Annotated in this window: 20 protein-coding genes; all 20 read left to right on the forward strand. The window is 40.8% G+C overall.

All coding sequences use genetic code 11. From position 1 onward, the window contains the following. Window positions 1-52 precede the first annotated feature (52 nt). The 20 genes from H2672_RS11655 (at window position 53) to H2672_RS11750 (ending at window position 21,202) form a co-directional block, all read left to right on the forward strand. Window positions 53-994, forward strand: a complete 942-nt coding sequence (locus tag H2672_RS11655; protein WP_186671493.1) for an ABC transporter permease — start codon at window positions 53-55, stop codon at window positions 992-994. Between the two features lie 20 nt (window positions 995-1,014). After that, complete coding sequence (locus H2672_RS11660; RefSeq protein ID WP_186671495.1) at window positions 1,015-1,890, forward strand: carbohydrate ABC transporter permease; 876 nt, start codon at window positions 1,015-1,017, stop codon at window positions 1,888-1,890. 17 nt (window positions 1,891-1,907) lie between these two features. Continuing rightward, window positions 1,908-3,512 (forward strand): extracellular solute-binding protein, encoded by a 1,605-nt coding sequence (locus tag H2672_RS11665; protein WP_186671497.1) that lies wholly within the window; start codon window positions 1,908-1,910, stop codon window positions 3,510-3,512. Between the two features lie 18 nt (window positions 3,513-3,530). Further along, complete coding sequence (locus tag H2672_RS11670) at window positions 3,531-4,985, forward strand: glycoside hydrolase family 32 protein (RefSeq protein WP_186671499.1); 1,455 nt, start codon at window positions 3,531-3,533, stop codon at window positions 4,983-4,985. Between the two features lie 24 nt (window positions 4,986-5,009). Continuing rightward, window positions 5,010-5,876 carry an ROK family protein gene (locus tag H2672_RS11675; RefSeq protein ID WP_186671501.1) on the forward strand — a complete coding sequence of 289 codons (867 nt, stop codon included), beginning with the start codon at window positions 5,010-5,012 and terminating at the stop codon, window positions 5,874-5,876. A gap of 160 nt (window positions 5,877-6,036) precedes the next feature. Then, a complete protein-coding gene (locus H2672_RS11680) occupies window positions 6,037-7,890 on the forward strand; it encodes a glycoside hydrolase family 32 protein (protein ID WP_186671615.1) in 1,854 nt (617 codons plus the stop codon). Window positions 7,891-7,931: 41 nt separating this feature from the next. Next, the gene (locus tag H2672_RS11685; RefSeq protein ID WP_186671503.1) at window positions 7,932-8,495 is read left to right on the forward strand and encodes a maltose acetyltransferase domain-containing protein; all 564 of its coding nucleotides are present in this window, start codon (window positions 7,932-7,934) and stop codon (window positions 8,493-8,495) included. Window positions 8,496-8,792: 297 nt separating this feature from the next. Continuing rightward, a complete protein-coding gene (locus H2672_RS11690) occupies window positions 8,793-10,493 on the forward strand; it encodes a sensor histidine kinase (protein ID WP_255485737.1) in 1,701 nt (566 codons plus the stop codon). Beyond that, a complete protein-coding gene (locus H2672_RS11695) occupies window positions 10,490-11,221 on the forward strand; it encodes a LytR/AlgR family response regulator transcription factor (protein WP_186671505.1) in 732 nt (243 codons plus the stop codon). The genes H2672_RS11690 and H2672_RS11695 overlap by 4 nt, the downstream gene beginning before the upstream one ends. A 145-nt stretch (window positions 11,222-11,366) precedes the next feature. After that, the gene (locus tag H2672_RS11700; RefSeq protein WP_186671507.1) at window positions 11,367-12,833 is read left to right on the forward strand and encodes a carbon starvation CstA family protein; all 1,467 of its coding nucleotides are present in this window, start codon (window positions 11,367-11,369) and stop codon (window positions 12,831-12,833) included. 175 nt (window positions 12,834-13,008) lie between these two features. Next, window positions 13,009-13,428 (forward strand): GyrI-like domain-containing protein, encoded by a 420-nt coding sequence (locus H2672_RS11705; RefSeq protein WP_186671509.1) that lies wholly within the window; start codon window positions 13,009-13,011, stop codon window positions 13,426-13,428. Window positions 13,429-13,560: 132 nt separating this feature from the next. Continuing rightward, window positions 13,561-14,277 carry a MerR family transcriptional regulator gene (locus H2672_RS11710; RefSeq protein ID WP_186671511.1) on the forward strand — a complete coding sequence of 239 codons (717 nt, stop codon included), beginning with the start codon at window positions 13,561-13,563 and terminating at the stop codon, window positions 14,275-14,277. A gap of 402 nt (window positions 14,278-14,679) precedes the next feature. Then, complete coding sequence (locus tag H2672_RS11715) at window positions 14,680-15,276, forward strand: hypothetical protein (RefSeq protein WP_255485738.1); 597 nt, start codon at window positions 14,680-14,682, stop codon at window positions 15,274-15,276. A 109-nt stretch (window positions 15,277-15,385) separates the two neighbouring features. After that, complete coding sequence (locus tag H2672_RS11720) at window positions 15,386-17,455, forward strand: DUF2339 domain-containing protein (RefSeq protein ID WP_186671513.1); 2,070 nt, start codon at window positions 15,386-15,388, stop codon at window positions 17,453-17,455. Window positions 17,456-17,664: 209 nt separating this feature from the next. After that, on the forward strand, window positions 17,665-18,867 hold the full coding sequence (locus tag H2672_RS11725; protein ID WP_186671515.1) for a class I SAM-dependent rRNA methyltransferase: 1,203 nt from the start codon (window positions 17,665-17,667) through the stop codon (window positions 18,865-18,867). Between the two features lie 268 nt (window positions 18,868-19,135). After that, complete coding sequence (locus H2672_RS11730) at window positions 19,136-19,756, forward strand: LysE/ArgO family amino acid transporter (protein ID WP_186671517.1); 621 nt, start codon at window positions 19,136-19,138, stop codon at window positions 19,754-19,756. Between the two features lie 48 nt (window positions 19,757-19,804). Then, window positions 19,805-20,095 carry an ATP-binding cassette domain-containing protein gene (locus tag H2672_RS19960; protein ID WP_370569636.1) on the forward strand — a complete coding sequence of 97 codons (291 nt, stop codon included), beginning with the start codon at window positions 19,805-19,807 and terminating at the stop codon, window positions 20,093-20,095. Between the two features lie 12 nt (window positions 20,096-20,107). Beyond that, window positions 20,108-20,260 (forward strand): hypothetical protein, encoded by a 153-nt coding sequence (locus H2672_RS11740; RefSeq protein ID WP_186671519.1) that lies wholly within the window; start codon window positions 20,108-20,110, stop codon window positions 20,258-20,260. After that, window positions 20,257-20,757, forward strand: coding sequence for an NUDIX hydrolase (locus tag H2672_RS11745; protein ID WP_186671521.1), 501 nt, complete (start codon window positions 20,257-20,259; stop codon window positions 20,755-20,757). Before H2672_RS11740 ends, H2672_RS11745 begins: the two co-directional genes overlap by 4 nt. Further along, the gene (locus H2672_RS11750) at window positions 20,747-21,202 is read left to right on the forward strand and encodes a GNAT family N-acetyltransferase (protein ID WP_186671524.1); all 456 of its coding nucleotides are present in this window, start codon (window positions 20,747-20,749) and stop codon (window positions 21,200-21,202) included. Before H2672_RS11745 ends, H2672_RS11750 begins: the two co-directional genes overlap by 11 nt. Window positions 21,203-21,379 lie beyond the last annotated feature (177 nt).

Below are 21,379 nucleotides of genomic sequence, written 5' to 3' on the forward strand. Positions count from 1 at the left end.
GACATATTATTAACTTATAAATTAGAAAACATTTAAGGGGGCTATATAAAAAATGACTACTGATTCAAAAACAAACGTATTCCATAAGAAAAAAAGTTTGTTCCAGTACATGAAACAAAATTACATGCTGTATTTATTTTTAGCCCCAGCGATTATTTTGACAATTATCTTTAAGTATATTCCGATGTATGGATCTATTATTGCCTTCAAAGATTTCAGTCCTATGAAAGGTATATGGGCAAGTGATTGGGTAGGGTTGGAGCATTTTACAAAGTTTTTAACTTCTCCTAATTTTGGAGACATTTTTATGAATACGCTTAAACTAAGTGTTTACGGCCTAGTGTTAGGGTTTCCGGTACCTATTATTCTAGCATTAATGTTAAATCAGGTGAAACGAGCATCCATAAAGAAGAATATTCAATTAATCCTGTATGCACCGAATTTTATCTCGGTTGTTGTCATTACGGGAATGCTGTTTATCTTCTTATCACCAACGGGACCCATTAATACGATTTTATCGTTTTTCATGGACAATCCAATTTCATTCATGTCTGACCCAGATGCATTTGTATCCATCTATATTCTTTCGGGTATTTGGCAGGGGGCAGGCTGGGCTTCTATCATTTATGTGGCAGCGCTTTCTAATGTCGATCCTCAGCTACATGATGCAGCAACCATTGACGGAGCATCATTGTTGCAAAGAGTAAAGCATATCGATCTTCCGACATTAAAACCTATGATGGCTGTTCTATTTATCCTTTCGGCAGGTGGAATCATGGGCATTGGATTTGAAAAAGCCTATTTGATGCAAACCGCTATGAATATTCCAACGTCTGAAATTATTGCAACCTATGTCTACAAAGTGGGGCTACAAGCCGGAGACTATGCGTATTCATCGGCAGTTGGATTATTTAACTCCATTATCAATGTGATTTTACTAGTTTTTGTGAATTACGTAGTTAAAAAACTTAATGAAGGTGAAGGTCTTTATTAAAAGGGGGACAAGGTAGGGATATGAATTATTCGAAAAAAGATCGATTTCTGCTCATGATAAATAAGTATGTCCTTATTATTGCGACGTTGATAATTCTGTTGCCATTGCTCTATGTGCTGTTAGCCTCGTTTTTAGAACCTAACGTCTTACTAAGTAAAGGCATATCGTTCAATCCGGACGATTGGAGTGTGCAAGGCTATGTGAAGATTTTGCAAAACGAAGCGATTATTAGAGGATTCTTTTACTCGATTCTGTACTCAGTTGGATTTGCTTTGGTGACAGTTATTGTATCCATACTTGCCGCCTATCCATTATCCGTTGAGGGCTTTAGAGGAACGAAAGTCATTATGATATTCTTCCTTATCACTATGTTTTTCAGTGGTGGTTTAATCCCAACGTATTTAGTGGTCAAGGATCTAGGGATGTTAAATAGCATATGGGCTATTATTTTGCCAGGTGCAATTAGTGTTTGGAATATTATTTTAGCTAGAACGTATTTCAAGGCAATCCCTAAGGAACTCCAAGAAGCGGCAAAAATCGACGGGGCATCTGATTTACTTATATTCTTCAAGATTATCTTACCGCTATCTAAACCGATTATTTTTGTTCTTGCATTATATGCCTTTGTAGGGCAATGGAATTCTTATTTTGACGCCATGATTTACTTAGAAGATGCTAAATTGCATCCATTGCAATTAGTGTTACGTTCGATTCTTATCCAAAATGAAGTACAGCCTGGCATGATTGGTGATCAGCTGGCCATGGCAGAGTTGAAAAAGATGTCGGAAATGATTAAATACTCATCTATTATTCTTTCTAGTTTACCTCTAATCATTATGTATCCTTTCTTCCAGAAGTATTTTGAAAAAGGCGTAATGGTTGGTTCAATAAAATAAAAAATGGGGGTTTTAGTATGAAAAAGGGGAATAAAGCACTGTTAGCTCTACTCGTTACGGGGTTATTATTTGCAGGATGTAGCAAGGACAGTGACGCAGCATCCGAAGCTTATGAGCTAAAAGATATCACATTTCCATTGGAAGAAGCAGTGACCTTAAAGTTCATGACACAAAGTTCGCCTTTAGCACCGACAGATCCTAACGAAAAACTAATTTACAAACGATTGGCGGAAGAAACGGGTGTCAATATTGAATGGAAAAACTATACGAGTGATTCGTTTGTTGAAAAGAGAAACTTGACAGTTGCGAGTGGCGATTTACCAGATGCTATTTTAGATGCCGGCTACAATGATTATGATCTTCAAAAGTTAGGGAAGGATGGCACGATTATTGCTGTGGAAGATCTCATCGACCAGTACATGCCTAACTTTAAAAAAGTATTGGAGGAAAAACCAGAGTACAAATCCATGATTACGGCAACAGACGGCCATATTTATGCTTTTCCATGGATTGAGGAATTGGGTGCAGGGAAAGAAAGTATTCACTCCATTGATACATTCCCATGGATTAACGTGGAGTGGCTGAACAATTTAGGATTGGATATGCCAACCAATGCAGAAGAGCTAAAAGAAGTGTTACTGGCTTTCAAAAATGATGATCCGAATGGCAATGGTCAAGCCGATGAAATCCCACTTTCTTTCATCATTAACCATGGAGGGGAAGACCTTGCGTTTTTATTCAATCCATTTGGTTTGGGCGATAACTGGGATCATACGGTCGTTTCCAATGACGGTAAAGTCGTTTTTACAGCAGCTGACGAAGGCTATCGCGATGCAATGATGTATTTTGCTGACCTATATAAAAACAACCTCATTGATGAAGAAGCTTTTGAACAAGACTTCAATACGTATTTGGCCAAAGGAAAAGACCTGAAATATGGATTATATTTCACATGGGACAAAGCCAATATTACTGGCGACAATGATCAGTATGAACTAATGCCACCACTTGCTGATGCGACAGGAAATGTCCATGTTGCACGTACAAATGGTATGGGCTTTGACAGAGGGAAAATGGTCATTACAAGTACTAATAAAAACTTGGAGTTAACGGCCAAATGGATTGACCAACTTTATGATCCGGTGCAATCTGTGCAAAATAACTGGGGAACTTATGGCGATACAGAGCAACAAAATATCTTTGAGTTTGACGAAAGTGCCAATATGCTAAAACATCTTGCATTGGAAGGAACGGCACCTGTTGAGCTAAGACAAAAAACAAATATAGGCGGACCATTAGTAATTCTGGATGAATACTATGGAACAGTTACGACAAAGCCGGATGATGCTGTGGGGAGACTAAATTTAATGAAAGAAGTAATGGTGCCACATATGAATGCCGACAATATATATCCAAAAGTATTTTTCTCTCTTGATGAGTTAAAAGAGCTATCGACGATCGAAGCAGATTTATTCGCTTATGTTCACAGAAAGCGAGCAGAGTGGATTAAAACTGGGAAATCCGAAGAAGAGTGGGATGAGTATTTAGCAGAGCTAGATCGATTGAAGTTCCCTATCTGGCTACAAATTAAACAAGTTGGTTATGACCGGAATTCAAACTAATAGAGGAGGAAATAGTGATTGACGACTTATAATCTTGAGAAGTATAAACCAACCTTACACTTTGCACCACAAAAAAATTGGATGAATGATCCGAACGGAATGGTATATTTTAAAGGTGAATATCATTTATTCTTTCAATATAATCCTAATGATAGTATATGGGGTCCCATGCATTGGGGCCATGCTGTCAGTCAGGATATGATTGACTGGCAGGAGTTGCCGATTGCCCTCTATCCAGATGAATTAGGGACGATTTTTTCAGGAAGTGCTGTAGTAGATTGGCATAATACATCGGGTTTTTTCCCGGTTGAGCCAGGAATTGTAGCGATTTTTACGCATCATTTGGATAAGGAAGATGGAACGCCGGCCATTCAAACCCAAAGTCTTGCCTATAGTCATGACCAAGGCCGAACATGGACAAAGTACGAAGGGAATCCTGTACTTCAACACCCAACAAAAGTAGATTTTAGGGATCCGAAAGTGTTTTGGCATACTGAAACGGCCAAATGGTTGATGACGTTAGCGACAGGACAAACGGTAACTTTTTACTCTTCATCAAACTTAATAGATTGGCGGTTTGAAAGTGAATTTGGGGATAATATTGGTTCTCATGATGGCGTTTGGGAATGTCCTGATCTATTTGAATTAGGTGTGGACAATAGTGAAGAGAAGAAGTGGGTGCTATTGGTCAGTATTGGGGACAGCCCTCAATTCGAGAGTGGCTCAAGAACGCAATACTTTGTAGGTTCTTTTGATGGCTCTACTTTTACAGCTGATAACCAAGAGATTCAGTGGCTGGATTTTGGCAAAGACAATTATGCAGGTGTTAGTTTTTCGGATATACCTAAGGAAGATGGTCGAAGAATTTATCTGGGCTGGATGAGTAATTGGCGCTATGCCAACCAAGTACCGACTGAGGGTTGGAGAAGTCAGATGACGTTGCCGAGAACACTAGCGTTACAACATATTGGAGATCAACTACTGGTCGTTCAAAATCCTGTCAAGGAACTAGATTCATACTTTACAAAAGTTGTTGAAATTGACGATGTGTTAATCAACAGCGAAGAGACGAAAACATTTGCTGTGGATAAGCCAAGTGTAGAGATTGTTTTAGAGATTGATAATCATGACGCGAAGCAATTCGGTATCGTGTTGTCCCATACGGAAAGCCAAAAAACATTACTAACAATAGATTCAGAGACGAATCATATCACGTTGGATAGAAAGAATTCGGGAGAAATTACATTCTCGAAAAACTTTTCGAATCTCCAAGAATTGAACCTACAAGTTACAAGTCAGGTGAAATTGCGAATTATTGTAGATTCATCGTCTATTGAAATATTCGTGAATGAGGGTGCTTATGCTGTAACGAGCTTGATTTATCCGGATAAGGTCTGTGAAGAGATTGTCCTTTTTGCATCAGGTGGAGCTATCCAGTTAACAAATAGCTATATTTCAGCAAGTCACTCATGATATGTACGGAGAGGAGAATGTGTCTTGCTAGGTGCAATTGAAGCAGGTGGAACAAAGTTTATCTGTGCTGTGGGGGATATGGATTTTAATGTGATTGAGCTAATTGAAATTCCAACGACAACCCCTGCTGAGACTATGGTGAAAGTTCAGGAATTCTTTCAACAATTTGAGATTCAAGCATTAGGAGTGGGCTCATTCGGTCCGGCTGATATTAACCCGAACTCTGCAAGTTATGGTTGTATTACAACGACACCTAAAGTACAATGGCAGCATTTTAATATCCTGTCATCGTTAAAAGAGTACTTGGATGTCCCGATGGTGTTCGATACGGATGTCAATATTGCCGCATTGGGTGAGGCGAAGTTTGGAGCTGCTCAGGATGTTGATAGCTGTATCTATATCACAGTTGGGACTGGAATCGGCGTGGGCGCGGTGAATAAGGGTAAGATGCTGCATGGAATTAGTCATCCTGAAATGGGGCATGTCACGGTCAGAAGGCATCCAGATGATCATTTCGAGGGCGATTGTCTATTTCACCGTGATTGTTTGGAGGGACTAGCCTCTGGACCAGCGATTGAAAAAAGATGGGACCAGAAAGCTGTGTTGCTTGAAGGTCGACCGGAAGTGTGGGAAATCGAAGGCTATTATATCGCTCAAGCGTTAATGACGTATATACTAACGCTATCACCCGAAAGAATTATTCTCGGTGGTGGGGTCATGAGGCAAAGACAATTGTTGCCTGTTATTTATAAACATTTGCAGGCGATGAATAATCATTATTTGGCTTTCCCACAGCTAGAGGACCAGATATCTGATTATATTGTAACACCTGGCATTGAAGGGTTTTCAGCGATTAAAGGTGCATTTTATTTGGCGAAGGGTGAGTTGTAAATAGGGACCCCCTAACACCGAAGCGGATTCAATGGCATTCTTAATTTCAACTTATCTAGAATCAAAATTCGAGATCAAATCGATTGTATTTATGCAATTGGTTTGGTCTTAAATTTTGCTTAAAAGCTCTTAAATTAGGGGGAGTGAAGATGTATTGAAAATGAAAAGACTAATTGTTACGATGATGGGGATGTTGATTTTTCTAGTCGGATGCAGTGAAGTTGAACCAGATATAAAGGGGGATAAAGATTTGGAGGTAGTGGGTCTTCGTGACAAGCCGGCAGCGAATGCTGATTATTATACGGAAATGTATCGGCCACAGTACCATTTTTCAACGCCATCAGGGAATTTAGCAGATCCGAATGGACTAATATACTTTGAAGGAGAATATCATTTATTTCATCAAAAGAATGGCAACTGGGCGCATGCCATTAGTACAGATATGCTTAATTGGGAGCATTTCCCCGTTGCTTTGGAGCATGATTTACTTGGGCAGGCCTTATCTGGTAGCACGGTTGTGGACTGGCATGATTCCAGCGGATTGTTTGATGGGAAGGTAGGTTTAGTTGCCTTTTATACGAGTACTGAGGGCGGAGAAGCACAGGGTATGGCCTATAGTAAGGATAAAGGGAGAACATGGGAGCGTTATAAAGGCAATCCGATTATTGGAAATCCAGGTATAAAAGACTTTCGCGATCCTAAAGTATTTTGGCATGAGGATACAAATAAGTGGGTAATGGTGGTTTCTACGAATCAGAGTGTTACGTTCTACAATTCTTCTAACTTGATTGATTGGACGTTTCAGAGTCAATTCGGAGATGATGAAGGTTCGCATGTCGCTGTATGGGAGTGTCCGGAATTATTCCAGCTATCTGTGGACGGGGAAAAGGGAAATAAGAAGTGGGTTCTGCATGTTAGTGTCGGGGATAATGATGTAACGAATGGTTCAACGGCTCAATATTTCATCGGAGAATTTGATGGAATGACGTTTGTAAATGACAACCCCCCAGAAACAGTACTAACAACTGATTTTGGACAAGATTTTTATGCGGCACAGTCATTTTCTGATATACCTGATGAGGATGGTCGAAGGATCTGGCTTGGCTGGATGGCGAATTGGCGCTATCCATACCAATCCCCAACAGATCCATGGATGGGCTCAATGACGATTCCGCGTGAGTTATCACTTCGGACAATTGAAGATGGTAGTATTCGAATTTTCCAAGGACCTATTAAAGAAATAGAGAGCTTACGGGCAGGTGCTCATCATGTGGAGGCATTCCAATTAGAAGGCGACCATCCGATTGATACATTTATGAGTACAACATTTGAATTTGAAATGATTGTTGAATGGGATGATGTAGAAGAGTTCGGCATTCGTCTCCGACAATCTGAGGAGGAAGAAACTGTATTTGGCGTCGATACAGCGACGAAAAAAATATTTTTGGATCGTTCAAATGCAGGGCTGAAACAATTAACGGATCGCAACGGAAATATGTTTCAGTTCGGCAATCGTCACGAAACAGAATATCCAATGGGGCGAAAACAGATTAAAATAAGAGGTCTTGTGGATGAATCTTCAATTGAGCTATTTGTCAATGAAGGTGAATTTACATTCACTAAATTGATCTATACAAAACCGACAAATAATGCAATTGAATTATATACAAAGGGTGGTAGTGTGGATGTCGTGCTATTGGACTTCTTTGAATTGAATTCGACATGGCGAAAACGTCCCCAAGCAGATGAGATGACGGGGATTGTAGTCAGTGAAGAATATATCACGTTAAAAGTTGGAGAAATGACGACTGTTAAGGCACAGGTGAAGCCGAATGGTTATGTTTATGATGAAAGCTATACATGGGAAGTTGAACTGCCGAATATAGTGGGAATCACAGAGCAGGATGATTCAACGATTTCTGTGAAAGCTTTGGAATCTGGTGTTACGAATATTACTATAAGTGATGCAAGTGGCAAGGTTACTAAGGTGATGAAGGTCAGGGTTCATTCGTGAAAATTAATGCACTCAAATTTCATAGTACGAGTAGACGCACAATGAAAACAGAAAAAGAAAAAATGCTGGCTGGCGAATTGTATCGTCCCTCGGATCTTGAATTAACAAAAGAACGGGAAAACGCTCGTCGGTTAACGAGGTTATTTAATGAGACGATGGAAAGTGAGCATAGTGAACGGACTAGATTATTAAAAGAGCTATTTGGTTCGACTGGCAAGGATCTTAATATTGAGCCAAGCTTACGCTGTGATTATGGTTCTAACATCCATGTCGGTGAAAATTTTTACGCCAATTTTGATTGTGTGTTTTTGGATGTATGTGAAATTAGGATTGGTGATAATTGTATGATTGCTCCAGGTGTACATATTTACACAGCTACTCATCCACTAGATCCTACAGCACGAATTTCGGGTGTGGAATATGGTAAGCCAGTCACAATTGGTGATAACGTTTGGATTGGTGGTAGAGCTGTAATTAACCCTGGAATAACAATCGGAAATAATGTGGTGATTGCGTCAGGTGCGATTGTGATAAAGGATATACCGGATAATGTGGTTGTAGGTGGAAACCCGGCGAAAGTTATAAAAGAGATTGATGTGGAGTGATGGCTACTTATACCACGGGATTATTAAAAGCCTAAGTACGATGAGTAAAGAAGTAATAGGATTTATGACGGAGGCTTTGAAATAATAGTTTGTGGTGATAGACACTTGTTCAACCAAGTGGCTGTCGCTTTTTTTGTGGAATTATTCGTATCCTTCCAACTCTCACTTCCTTCTGTTAATAACTGAAAATAAAGATATGTATATAAGCGAGTTTACAGTATAATTTAGCCAACGTGCTTTTAAAATGGGGGGATTACGCTGTTAGACTTGCTTGTCATAATGTTGGAGAGAGTGGGTATGATTGTAGCGGTTGCCTTCATCTTAACTCGATTTCAGTTCTTTAAAAATTTGGTTCATCATGATAAATTGAATCGCAAGCAGGAGATTACGGCGATTTTGTTCTTTGGGTTTTTCGGTATTGTGGGTACGTATTTTGGGGTTGCGCTTAATATGAATACACTGCATTTTAATAGTGTCGCAACGGTATTGACGTCGGATGAGGCAATTGCGAACTCGCGTGTTATTGGCGTTGTTGCTGCTGGTTTATTAGGGGGCTACCGTGTGGGAATTGGGGCGGGACTGATTGCCGGAATTCATCGCATGACATTGGGTGGTTTTACAGCAATCTCTTGTGGTTTGTCAACAATCGTTGCAGGGGTGGTCGCCGGTGCTTTTTATAGTAAAGGGAAAGCACTTAAACCACTTACTGTGTTTGGCATTGGTGCACTTGCGGAAGCCATGCAGATGAGCATGATTCTATTGATTTCCAAACCATATGAAAAAGCATTTACTCTGGTTGAGGTAATCGGAGTGCCGATGATTCTGGCCAATGGCGTCGGTACAGCCCTTTTTCTGTTGATTGTCCATAATGTCGTTGGTGAACAGGAGAGAGTGACGGCATTGCAGGCACAGAAAACGTTGCGCATTGCTAACCAGACACTCGGTTACTTGCGAACGGGCATGAACACAGACACTGCTCAAGCTGTCTGCACGATTTTATTTCGTGAATTACAACCCAGTGCGGTTGCCATGACGAATAAAACAGATATCCTTGCCCATGTTGGAATAGCCAGTGACCACCACAAGGTAGGCAGTCCGATTCGTACGGATGAAACAAGAGATGTCATTCATCATGGCGAGTTGGTTGTTGTCAATGATGGTACCATCCACTGTGATTATCCGGGCTGTCGATTAGGGGCGGCAGTAATCGCCCCTCTCATAAGGCGTGGAGAAACGATTGGGACGCTAAAACTGTATTATCCATCTGAAAAAGTGATTACGGATGTCAGCATCGAGCTGATTGCTGGATTAAGTTCGCTATTAAGTAACCAATTAGAAATCGCGGAAACCGATCGTGCGTATCAGTTGGCAAAAGAAGCGGAAATCAAAGCATTGCAGGCACAGATTAGCCCTCACTTTTTATTTAATTCCATGAATATTATTGTGTCCTTAATTCGAACGGATCCCGATCAGGCGAGGAAATTATTGACGTCTCTATCCTACTTCTTGCGTCAGAATGTAACAGGTACAACGGCATCTCAAATATCTTTGGAACAAGAACTGTCGCACGTAAAAGCATATTTGCAAATTACAGAAGCAAGATTTGTAGATAGACTGACCATTTTGTATGACGTGGATGATAATCTATTGGCTCAAAAGATTCCGCCTTTCACATTGCAACCAATTGTTGAAAATGCCATTCACCACGGCATTAATGATATGGTGAAAAATAGTATCATTAAAATGACTGTGCATAATGTAGGTACGGAAATAGAAATAAGGGTGGAAGACAATGGGAAGGGAATAACTCCAGAACGGATTGCCATTTTAGGATTGGCGCAGATTGAATCTGAAACTGGAACGGGAGTGGGGCTATTCAATGTTAATCGCCGCTTAATGATGACGTTTGGAGACCAAGCCGCATTATCAATCAAAAGCGAACGGAATGAAGGGGCGGTAATTTCATTTCGTATCCCCAAATTGGAGGTAGGCGTGTGATGCGAACAATCCGTACCTTAATCGTAGATGACGAACGATATGCCCGTGAAGAATTAACGTATTTGCTCAGCAAATTTCCCGACGTTCAAGTGGTGGGGGAAGCAGAAAGTGGAGAAACCGCCATTTTAAAAACAGTACAATTACTGCCAGACGTCGTTTTTTTAGATGTGGAGATGCCTAAAATGAATGGGGTCGAAGTCGCTAAAGTACTGGTAGAGTTAAAAAAAGTTCCGCTTATCATTTTTGCAACGGCCTATCCTCAATTTGCAGCTGAAGCGTTTCGAATTAATGCCATTGATTATTTATTGAAACCGTATGATGAGGGGCAACTGAAACAGACGATTGAAAGAATCGATAAAGTTGTCTACCCAAAAGAAAAAGTGGATGCGATAAGCAATCTTGGTAAATTGGCAGTTGAAAAGGAAGGTGAAATTGACTACATTTACATTAAGGATATTTTGTACATGTATCGTGATGAGAAAGTGACAAAAATTATTACACAAAAGTGTGACTATGAAATTAAGACTTCGTTGAAAGAATTGGAAAGTCGTTTAGTATCGTTTTCATTTTTTCGGATACATAAGGGCTATCTCATTAACTTGAAGTATGTTAGCCGGTTAACGCCATGGTTTAATGGGGCCTACCAACTGGAATTAGAAGGCAGAGATGAGAAGTTGTCTGTCAGCCGTAACTACGTGAAAGATCTTCGACAACGATTGGAAATGTGATAGATGAAAAGAGTTAGAGCATGTTAATCTACTACTTTCACATCTTGGGCTAGATTTAAAGCATGTTAGGCTAAAACAATCATATTATCAGAAAACTTCACCTACAATGAATGAAAGCGATGCCATTCAAAAAGGGGGAGTTTTCATGTATACGTTTATATTTGGGATAGTGCTGTTGGTAGTTGGTTATTTTACATATGGTAAATTCGTAGAGAAAGTTTTCGGGGTAAAAGAGGAACGTCAGACACCGGCTTTTGCAAACCAGGATGGTGTTGACTATGTTCCGATGAATACTAAGAAGAACTCGCTGATTCAACTGTTGAATATTGCAGGAGTAGGACCAATATTTGGACCTATCATGGGAGCCTTATATGGTCCTGTGGCCTTCATTTGGATTGTGTTCGGTGCAATTTTCGCTGGAGCTGTCCATGACTATTTGACGGGAATGATTTCAATACGAAATAAGGGAGCTCATCTTCCAGAACTTGCAGGTAAGTTCTTAGGTAAATTTATGAAGCATATCGTCAATGCTTTCGCTATCCTACTCCTTCTCCTAGTCGGAACGGTGTTCGTATCCGCGCCAGCAGGTTTGCTATATAATCTGATGAATGGCTGGATGGGAATGGGCTATATCATCGCAGCAATCTTCATCTATTACATTTTAGCTACACTTTTGCCAATCGACAAAATTATTGGTCGTGTCTATCCACTGTTTGGTCTATTATTGATCATTAGTGCGCTAGGGGTTGGTGGAGGTCTACTACTAACCGGAGCAGCAATCCCAGAAATAACATTGGCAAATCTTCATCCTGATAATCTACCCATATTCCCATTACTATTCTTAACGATTTCTTGTGGAGCCTTGTCTGGATTCCACGCAACGCAAACACCCATTATTTCACGAACGACTCAGAATGAAAAACAAGGACGCAAGATCTTTTACGGTATGATGATTGCAGAAGGAATCGTGGCAATGATTTGGGCTGCTGCAGGAATGTCACTATTCAATGGACCAATTGGTCTAAACGAACTTTTGGCTGCAGGCGGACCGGCTATGATTGTCAGCGAGGCTTCCATATTAATACTTGGTGCAATCGGCGGAACACTTGCTATACTAGGCGTTATCATTCTACCAATTACTTCTGGTGATACGGCATTCCGAAGTGCTCGTATGATCATTGCAGATTACTTCAAATTACCTCAGTTGAAAATAATGAGCCGCGTATGGATTGCACTTCCACTGTTTGCAATTTCATTTGCATTAACAAAGATTGACTTTATTATCTTATGGCGCTATTTCTCATGGGCAAATCAATCAACCGCAGTTATTGCACTCTTCGTCGCGGCGATGTATCTATTCATCGCGAAGAAAAATTACTGGATTGCATTAATTCCCGGCGTGTTCATGTTAATGGCGACGACCACTTATATTTTGAATGCTCAAATAGGTTTCCGTTTACCAATGGATGCTGCATTGATTGGGGCTACTGTCATTTCAATTATCTTGGTTTTAGTGTTCTTCAATGCGGCAGGCAAAGCCCGTGCGCAACAAATACCACTCGACTCGTATGCACCGGACTGGGATGAAACAACTAAACCTGTCATTCCGTAATATAAGAAATCGAATATTGAATAGGCGACTTGACGAGCTTAGATTGCTCATCAAGTCGCTTTTTAGTATAGTAGGGTGGAATTGACAGCAATGAGCCTTTTCATCAAAATAATTTACTACTAAATGACTTAAGCCGAACGGGTAGGTTACTAGTGAAATAAAGGGGGAGATTCATATGGAAACACGCATCGAAGAAGTTGAGGAGTTCAAAGTTAAAGGGTATGGAATGAAAGGACCGCTGTCAGAAATTCCGGGAAAATGGGACGTGCTGAATAAGGAACTTGCCGAGAAAGGCATCGTTGCGGAAGAATCATTTGGGCTTTGCCTGGCGATGAAAGATGGAGAAATTCATTACATCGCTGGTATCAAATCGAATCTTGCCGAAGGGTTGCAAAATATAGAAGAAGCTGTCGTGCCAGCCGGGAAGTTCATGGTTGCTAAGGTAGAAGGTGGAGTCCACGCGATACAAACGGCGTTTAATGTACTTATGAAAACGGATAGTATTCAACTGCGTAACAGCTTTAGTTTTGAAAGATACGTTCATCCTAAAGGTTCGGACGGGTTTGACATTGAAGTTTGGTTAGCGATTGAGTAAAGACTATAGGAGAAGAGATTACGGTGTAGGCCGCGAATCTCTTTTTTTTGTTTGAAAGAAAAATGCTAATCACTTGTTGACTCTCACGTTACGTCATACTTTATAGTTAGTTTTGAAGGGAGGCGAGATGCGATGAAAGTGAAAGAAGTATCGCAGTTGACCGGTGTTAGTGTGCGCACACTTCATCATTATGATGACATCGGTTTATTAACGCCGGATTGTACGACGGAAGCAGGGTACCGGCTTTATTCGGACGATAATTTGGCGACGTTGCAGCAAATATTGTTCTTTCGCGAACTTGGCTTCTCTTTGAAAAAAATCGGGGAGCTGCTAACAAGTCCTGCGTTTAGCCGTCAGGAAGCTTTTGAAATGCAGCGTAATATGCTCCTTGAGAAGCGAAAGCAGCTTGATAGTATGATCAATACGATTGAGAAGACAATTCAACATGGAAAAGGGGAATTAGTAATGACGAATGAAGAGAAGTTTAAAGGGTTCGATTTTGGTGAAAACCCATATGAACAAGAGGCTAGGGAACGCTGGGGTGACAAGGCAGTGGATGAATCAAATAAAAAGGCGGCACAGTTTGGGCCGGATCTCGAGAAGGAAATGAATCGTATTTACTTCAATTTAGCGAGTCTACGCCATCTGTCACCGAACTCAGATGAAGCTCAAGTAGCAATCGGCCAATGGTTTGAGTTTTTAAATAAGATGGGAAACTATTCGTTGGAAGCATTCCGAGGATTAGGGGAAATGTATGTAGCTGATGAAAGATTCACAAAGAATATTGATAAGTTCGGTGAAGGGCTCGCGGTGTTTATGAGGGATGCTATGGCGGTTTATGTCGAATAGGGAAAATAATACAAAGAGTCTAGGAAATAACTTTGCATCTCGGTAGGTCTGTGTTAAAGTCATGTATATTGGCTTACGAGAAACGTATAGTAGAACAAGGACTTTAAAATGGGGGCATCTGAACAAATGGGTGTCTATCATGGCTGTACTAATTTGCAGAGTGAACAAATTCGTTCGCTCTGTTTTTTAATTCAGTATCCGAATCATCTCGTGGAAATGAAACCCCAGCTCCTTCTGAAACGTATAGTAAGTATAAAGAAAGTTAGTTTATCGACTGTCTTGAATACCCGTTACTATCTAGGTCCCGGGTCTTAGACAGTTTCCATCCACAGCCGGTTTAGTTAACCTATCGGAACGTACATAATGGATGTAACAGTAAGAGATCGCAAGGGGTTGATAGTCATGAAAAAAACAATATATATTGTGCTTACGGATACTGGAACGTTGCTGTCAAAAGCAATTGGGATGTATACGAGGAAAGATTTAAATCATACGTCAATCGCGTTTGATGAACAGCTGAACGAGATGTACAGTTTCGGTCGGAAGCAGCGGCATAATCCATTTGTAGGCGGCTTTGTGAAAGAAAGTGCTACAGAGGGGATATTCCGACAAGCAACATGTGAGGTTTATAGTTGTGAAGTGACAATGGAAGAATACACGCGCATGCTTGATAAAATTCGCTTAATTGAACAAAATAAAGAACTTTATAAATATAATTTTATTGGTTTGTTTGGTGTGGCTCTGAATAAGGGAATTCAACGCAAGCATGCATTTTTCTGTTCGCAATTTGTAGCGATGGTCGTAAATGAAGGCGGCTTACAAATGTTTAACATTTCTCCAAGCTTAGTGCAGCCGCATCATTTTTCACAACTGCCCTGCTTAGAGCCTGTTTTTGAAGGTGATTTACAGACGTACTTAGATCAGACCAGGGGCCAGCAAGAACGGCCGCCTATTCGTATGAGTATGTGGAAAAGTTTAGCGTTTCGATTACTGGCCTAAATAAGTAACTTGTTTTTTATGAGAGCACATCGATTTGTCGAGCGGGGCTCTTTTTTTTATATCTAAATTGTGTTCTATGAAGCTAGTAAATAGGAAACGAGGGATCAAGTTGGATGAAGAACTGAAGGCTATTTTGCAACGGGTCTCTGATCTAGAAGGGGAAGTAAGTACGTTAAAACGGCAATTGGTTGAAATGAAAGCCCCTTCAAGCCATGTTGCGGAGGAAGTGAAGAATGTTCATCTGTCCTCAATAATGGGGAGTTTGCCTGAGCAACTAGTTCGGGATGAAGTTCCGATTCAGCAGAAAGTAAGGAAAGAGTTCGATCTAGAGAAAGTGTTAAGCAACTGGCTTCCGCGCGTATTTATGTTTATTCTACTGCTTGGTGTCTTATGGGGATTGAAAGTTGGAATGGATCATGGGTTTATCACCAATCCGGTTCGAGTCGGAATGGGTTATACAGGAACGATCTTGCTCTATTTTCTTGGGACGCGCTACTATAATAGTGGGAAAAAAGGATTTGGTCTAACATTGCTTGGCGGTTTTATTGGGCTTGGGATTTTGACGACATTTGCGGCACATCTTTTATATGGTTATCTGAATTTCACGATTGCATTTGTGATAGGTGTGGCTTATATTATCGCAGGGTTGTTGTTATCGAGAAAGACGAAATCGGAAACGTTGACGATCTTTTCTGGAATTGCAGGTTTTTTACTCCCTTTCTTATTGGAAGGGGAAGGAGCGACTTCCGTCCAATTCTGTGCGTACATCCTGTTGTTGTTTTTATCACTGTTTTATGTGTCACTCAGTCAAAATCATAAGTATACATTCTATGTAACGTTCGTATTATTCCATTTAACGTTGTTCGTTTATGCACTTCTGGACAGTGCGTTTGCGGAAGAATCGATACTTGTTGCGACGGTGTTAATTCAGCATGGTGTGATTTTATTCTTTTACTTAAAAGGGAGAATTTCAAGGGATGTATTTTCAGAAGCGCTTCTATACTCGAATTTTGTCTTTACAATCGGCTGGATAAAGCTACTTGGACATATGGAGGAAGTGTTTGTTTACGGCATGTTGGCGCTGTTGTATAGTGCGCTTGCGGCATACTCGTTTTGGAAGAAGGAAAGCACGCTACAAGGTATTTTGTCTGCTGTAGCCGTATTTGCGATCAGTGTCTTTATCCTATCCTTCGATATGGAGGATACTCGGGTATTTTTGATGTTACTTCTATTGAATGGGGCAATTGGAATATGGGTAGGTTTGCGTTTTGACACGCTTAGGACGATTGTGACCAGCTCAGTAATTTACTTATTTACGGTCCCAACAGTTCTGACTACGATGCAAATAAATGCATTTTGGTCCTTAGAACATGCAGTGTGGCTTGTCTTTATTGGTTCATTCAGTTGGCTATTTTACACGCTCTATCAATTTACGCCTTCTCGTTTGAAGGGCAAAACGAAGTCAATTGATAAGAGTTTGATTGTTGGTCAACTGTTTGTTCTTTTCTATATCTTTCAATTAACGGGGCTAGGGCTCGCGAATACTTATGTATCGTTTGAAACAGGTAACCATGTCCAGGCGCTTGTGTTATTGGTGATTCTTAGTGCTATGTATGTCTTCCATAGGTGGAGTAAAGGATTGTACTTGACGCATGGAGCAGTCATTCTGTTTCTGATAGCGGGTATCGGGATGTTACTGTCTGGCTTGAATTCATCTTATAAACATAGTGAGTTTTTGTTTAACTTCTTCGTACAATTTGCTTATGTGGCTGCTTTTACAGCTATAGTGTGGGCGATTATGAAAGACCGCTTCTATCTTTCGCGGAAAGAGCTGAAGTGGGAGACGCCGCAACTGGCGGTTGTCCTGCAGATTATCTATTTCATCGTCTTAAATAAATGGTACTTAGCCTTCACGAAAGCTTATGAATGGGATTTGGAGTATGTGTTGTTTGCGCATACGTTCTTGTTGTTTGCTTTTGCGTTTGTGTCAATCAGTATCGGTGGGAAAATGAATTGGAAGTATGTCAAAATTATCGGAGCAGTGCTCATTATCATTTGTGTACTGAAGCTTTTCATCGTCGACTTATCAAGCATTTCCATTCTTGTTCGAGCAATTTTGTTCACCATCGTTGGTGTTGTCGGACTGGTGTATTCACGGACGTTGTTGAAGGAAGACTGAGGCAAGAGGTAACAAATCAAAAAAGTATTTAAGCAGTGGAAATGAACAGTTCCACTGCCTTTTTATATGGATGAAGGAAGATATAACTTGCCTTGCGGATACCAGGCAAGTTGTTTCAATTAAGTGTAAAGAGCAAAAGGCTTTACTAATTTCGCAATTAATGATAAAACGTGCGATAATAAGGAAAACGATGAAGTAAGGGTGACACAATGACAAAAACAATCGATTTACAAGTAAATGCAAGAAATATTAAAGACTTCAAAAAAGGCTATCCGCTAATTTTAAAAGATGCAATTATCAATTCCAGCGTGCTTGCGACGGAAGCAGAAGGAACAATCGTACGATTAGTAGATAAAGATCGTCGATTCGTTGCGAAAGGCTATTACGGCTTACAAAACAAAGGTCTTGGTTGGGTACTGACGCGGAAAGAGGAAGAAGTAATCGACTTTGACTTCTTCGAGTCAAGAATCGCTGCGGCACTTGCGAGACGTGAAACTTTATTTGCGGATGCATACACAACAGCGTTCCGCGTGTTCAACGGCGAAGGCGACGGCATCGGCGGACTGACAATCGATTATTTCGACGGTTACTTTATGGTGAGTTGGTACAGCGAAGGCATTTATTCGCTCAAGCATCATGTCTACAGCGTGTTTGATAAAATCATTGATTACAAAGGTGTATATGAGAAGAAACGCTTTGACACGAAAGGCGGATACATCGAACAGGATGATTTCGTTAAAGGAGAACAAGGTGATTTCCCGATTATTGTGCGAGAAAATGGCATGAATTTCGCTGTCAATTTGAATGATGGTGCAATGACCGGTATTTTCCTTGATCAACGTGATATGCGTAAAGCGGTTCGCGATAAGTATTCTGAGGGTAGAAATGTATTGAACACATTCTCGTATACAGGCGCATTTTCTGTTGCGGCACTACTTGGCGGCGCGGTGAAGACGACAAACGTCGACTTGGCGAAGCGTAGTAATGCAAAAACAATCGAACAGTTCAGTGTCAACGGTATCGATTACGAACAGCAGGATATTAAAGTGATGGACGTTTTTGATTACTTCCGCTATGCAAAACGGAATGATTTGAAATTCGATCTAATCATTCTTGACCCGCCTAGTTTCGCTCGTACTAAAAAGTATACGTTCAGTACAGCGCAAGATTATCCGGCACTTCTTATGGATGCGATTTCGATTACTGAGAAAAATGGTATTATTGTTGCGTCGACGAATAATGCGAGTTTCGGAATGAAGAAATTCAAAACGTTCATCGATCAGGCTTTCGAAGAAGCTGGATCTAGGTATAAAATTCTCGAGGAATCAACATTGCCGAAAGACTTCCGGACAAACCGTGATTACCCTGAATTCAACTATCTGAAGGTTGTTATTGTGCAGAAGACGAAATAAAGTTAATCTTCAAGTAGAGGGGGATCCTCATCCCCAACTGATTGTTAGTTTAACCATTCGGGCTTTTACGGGCAGTTGCCACCCGCTTATTCTTCTTGTGTCCTTGAAGACTTGAAGTGGGTGTCTTACTGCCAGTTAATGCGGGATAAATGAAGAAAATGAAAGCCGTGCCGGAGATAATCTGGTGCGGCTATTTTTGATTCGTGGAGGAGGACAAAGGGTTTTAATCGAGAATGGATTAAGATAGAGATTGAATTGGGGTGGCAATATGATCGAGGCGATATTACATGGAATTATTCTTGCGTTTGGACTTATAGTGCCATTAGGTGTCCAAAATGTGTTCGTTTTTAATCAGGGGGCATTGCAACCGACATTCGTGAGAGCTTTGCCGGTTGTTGTGACGGCAGGGTTTCGTGACACGCTCCTGATTGTTGCAGCGGTGTCGGGTGTATCACTTCTTGTTTTAACATTTGCCTGGCTGGAAAATGTTGTTTTCAGTATCGGCATTGTCTTTCTCCTTTATATCGGTTTTGTCCTATGGAAAAGTGATGCGATGTCGACAAAAGTGGATGGCGTGAGATTTTCGACAAAGAAGCAAATCCTTTTTGCAGCTTCGGTTTCTTTATTAAATCCTCATGCAATCCTAGATACGATTGGGGTTATCGGGTCGAGTTCATTAAATTACGCGGGGGATGTAAGAATAGCATTTACATTAACAACAATCGTTGTCTCATGGCTTTGGTTTATCGGGCTCGCAACTGCGGGGCGTTATTTCGGTAAGTTGGATTCAACTGGTAAGCTTATGGCACTGTTGAATAAAGTATCTGCTTTGGTCGTCTGGGGAGTCGCTGTCTATATGGCAATAAAATTAGCGGGGAACATTGGATGAATAATGGATAATAGCCGCACACGGAATCACTCGAATAAGGCTCATTGTGTGCCTAGAAAATTAGTAAACCCCGTACTGTGGATAAGTTGTAACGTAGAGATTTTACGTCTAGACTCAAGCGCCTTTGTTCTTGCCATCAAAGCTCCAGAAGTTCCGCATTCAATTTTGCAAAATCATTCCGTCGACGTAACCTTGAATATCATCAACGTTAGCAACATGAAAAAAGCGTACGGAACAAACATCGTTTTAAAAGGAGTGGATTTTCAAGCAAAAGAAGGCGAAGTCATTGTGGTTATCGGGAAAAACGGGGCGGGTAAATCAACAAAAATACTTCGATAAGCTTTCTGGAGGATGGAAGCAAATTGTGAGCCTGGCAATCGCCTTATTATCGGTATTTTCTTCGGTGCATTTCTCGCAGTCATCATGCTTGCAGATGAAGTGTTGAACCCATATGGTGGTAGGCTATTTGAAGGTTATTCATTAGGGAAAGGAGTGCGTATTTGACAAGTACATATGTAGAGTGGGAAGGCCATAAGCTGAAGCTGACATGGGAGAGTGGTCTCTTGCCGAAAGGGGATTTGATCACGAGTGTCCATGGCTTCTGTTTTAAGGACGAGAAACTGTTAATGGTTGATTTGGATGATCGGGGTTGGGATTTTCCGGGTGGTCATATTGAAGTCGGTGAAACTGCGGAGGTGTGCTTTAAACGCGAGGCGATGGAAGAAGGCTATGTAACGGGAGATTGCGTACTCCTCGGTTCAATTGAAATCGACCATAATGAAAATCCGTTGTGGAATGAACTGAGTCCTTATCCGAAAATAGGTTATCAAGTTTTTTATAAAATGGACATTACGGAATTACATCCTTTTGAAGCGGGTTATGAATCAAGCAGAAGAACTTTTATCTCATCCGAAGATGTCTCCAAATACTATACAGGTTGGCATGCAACGTATGAACAGATTATGCGTGAAGCGTGGGGAAGGTGTATAAATGAAAATTAGGAAATTGCTACAACATGAAACCCCGCCTTTTGAACTTCTACTTCTTGCCGACCCGTCGCGGGAACTGGTAGAGCAGTATATAGCCAGTGGGGAGTGCTGTGTTGCTGAAGAAGAAGGCGAAATCGTTGGTGTCTACGTGCTTGTCAAGTTGGGTGTTACAACGATGGAGATTATTAATATAGCTGTAAATGAGCGTATCCATGGTCGCGGGATTGGTAAGAAGTTAATGGGTGACGCAATACAGACCGCAAAGGTGAAGGGCTGCAAGCGGCTTGAAGTTGGGACGGCAAATTCCAGTCTAGGTCAATTGGCGTTTTATCAGAAATGCGGGTTTCGTATCGATGGTGTTATAAAAGACTTTTTCGTTGATCGCTATGAGGAAGAAATCTTTGAAAACGGCATTCAGTGCAGGGATATGATTCGACTATCAATGACTATTTACTGATTGATTTAGGTCATTTAAGCTTTAACGCCAGCGTGGATTCTCCCATCTAGGTTGTCACAAATACGTCCCGTGACAAGTCTCTCTACATCTAGTAAACTTGAAGTAATGTGTTGTGAATTTTCTGTGAGGAGTAGCTAACTGTTGACTGAAATGTGTGATAACATATAAATTCATAGT

Origin of the sequence: Sporosarcina sp. BP05 (assembly GCF_014282005.1) — a bacterium.
Taxonomy (GTDB): domain Bacteria; phylum Bacillota; class Bacilli; order Bacillales_A; family Planococcaceae; genus Sporosarcina.

Coding starts and splice junctions, on each gene's coding strand:
- H2672_RS11655 (WP_186671493.1), top strand. CDS start 53: ATGACTACTGATTCAAAAACAAACGTATTCCATAAGAAAAAAAGTTTG.
- H2672_RS11660 (WP_186671495.1), top strand. CDS start 1,015: ATGAATTATTCGAAAAAAGATCGATTTCTGCTCATGATAAATAAGTAT.
- H2672_RS11665 (WP_186671497.1), top strand. CDS start 1,908: ATGAAAAAGGGGAATAAAGCACTGTTAGCTCTACTCGTTACGGGGTTA.
- H2672_RS11680 (WP_186671615.1), top strand. CDS start 6,037: ATGAAAAGACTAATTGTTACGATGATGGGGATGTTGATTTTTCTAGTC.
- H2672_RS11685 (WP_186671503.1), top strand. CDS start 7,932: ATGAAAACAGAAAAAGAAAAAATGCTGGCTGGCGAATTGTATCGTCCC.
- H2672_RS11690 (WP_255485737.1), top strand. CDS start 8,793: ATGATTGTAGCGGTTGCCTTCATCTTAACTCGATTTCAGTTCTTTAAA.
- H2672_RS11700 (WP_186671507.1), top strand. CDS start 11,367: ATGTATACGTTTATATTTGGGATAGTGCTGTTGGTAGTTGGTTATTTT.
- H2672_RS11705 (WP_186671509.1), top strand. CDS start 13,009: ATGGAAACACGCATCGAAGAAGTTGAGGAGTTCAAAGTTAAAGGGTAT.
- H2672_RS11710 (WP_186671511.1), top strand. CDS start 13,561: ATGAAAGTGAAAGAAGTATCGCAGTTGACCGGTGTTAGTGTGCGCACA.
- H2672_RS11715 (WP_255485738.1), top strand. CDS start 14,680: ATGAAAAAAACAATATATATTGTGCTTACGGATACTGGAACGTTGCTG.
- H2672_RS11725 (WP_186671515.1), top strand. CDS start 17,665: ATGACAAAAACAATCGATTTACAAGTAAATGCAAGAAATATTAAAGAC.
- H2672_RS11730 (WP_186671517.1), top strand. CDS start 19,136: ATGATCGAGGCGATATTACATGGAATTATTCTTGCGTTTGGACTTATA.
- H2672_RS11740 (WP_186671519.1), top strand. CDS start 20,108: ATGGAAGCAAATTGTGAGCCTGGCAATCGCCTTATTATCGGTATTTTC.
- H2672_RS11750 (WP_186671524.1), top strand. CDS start 20,747: ATGAAAATTAGGAAATTGCTACAACATGAAACCCCGCCTTTTGAACTT.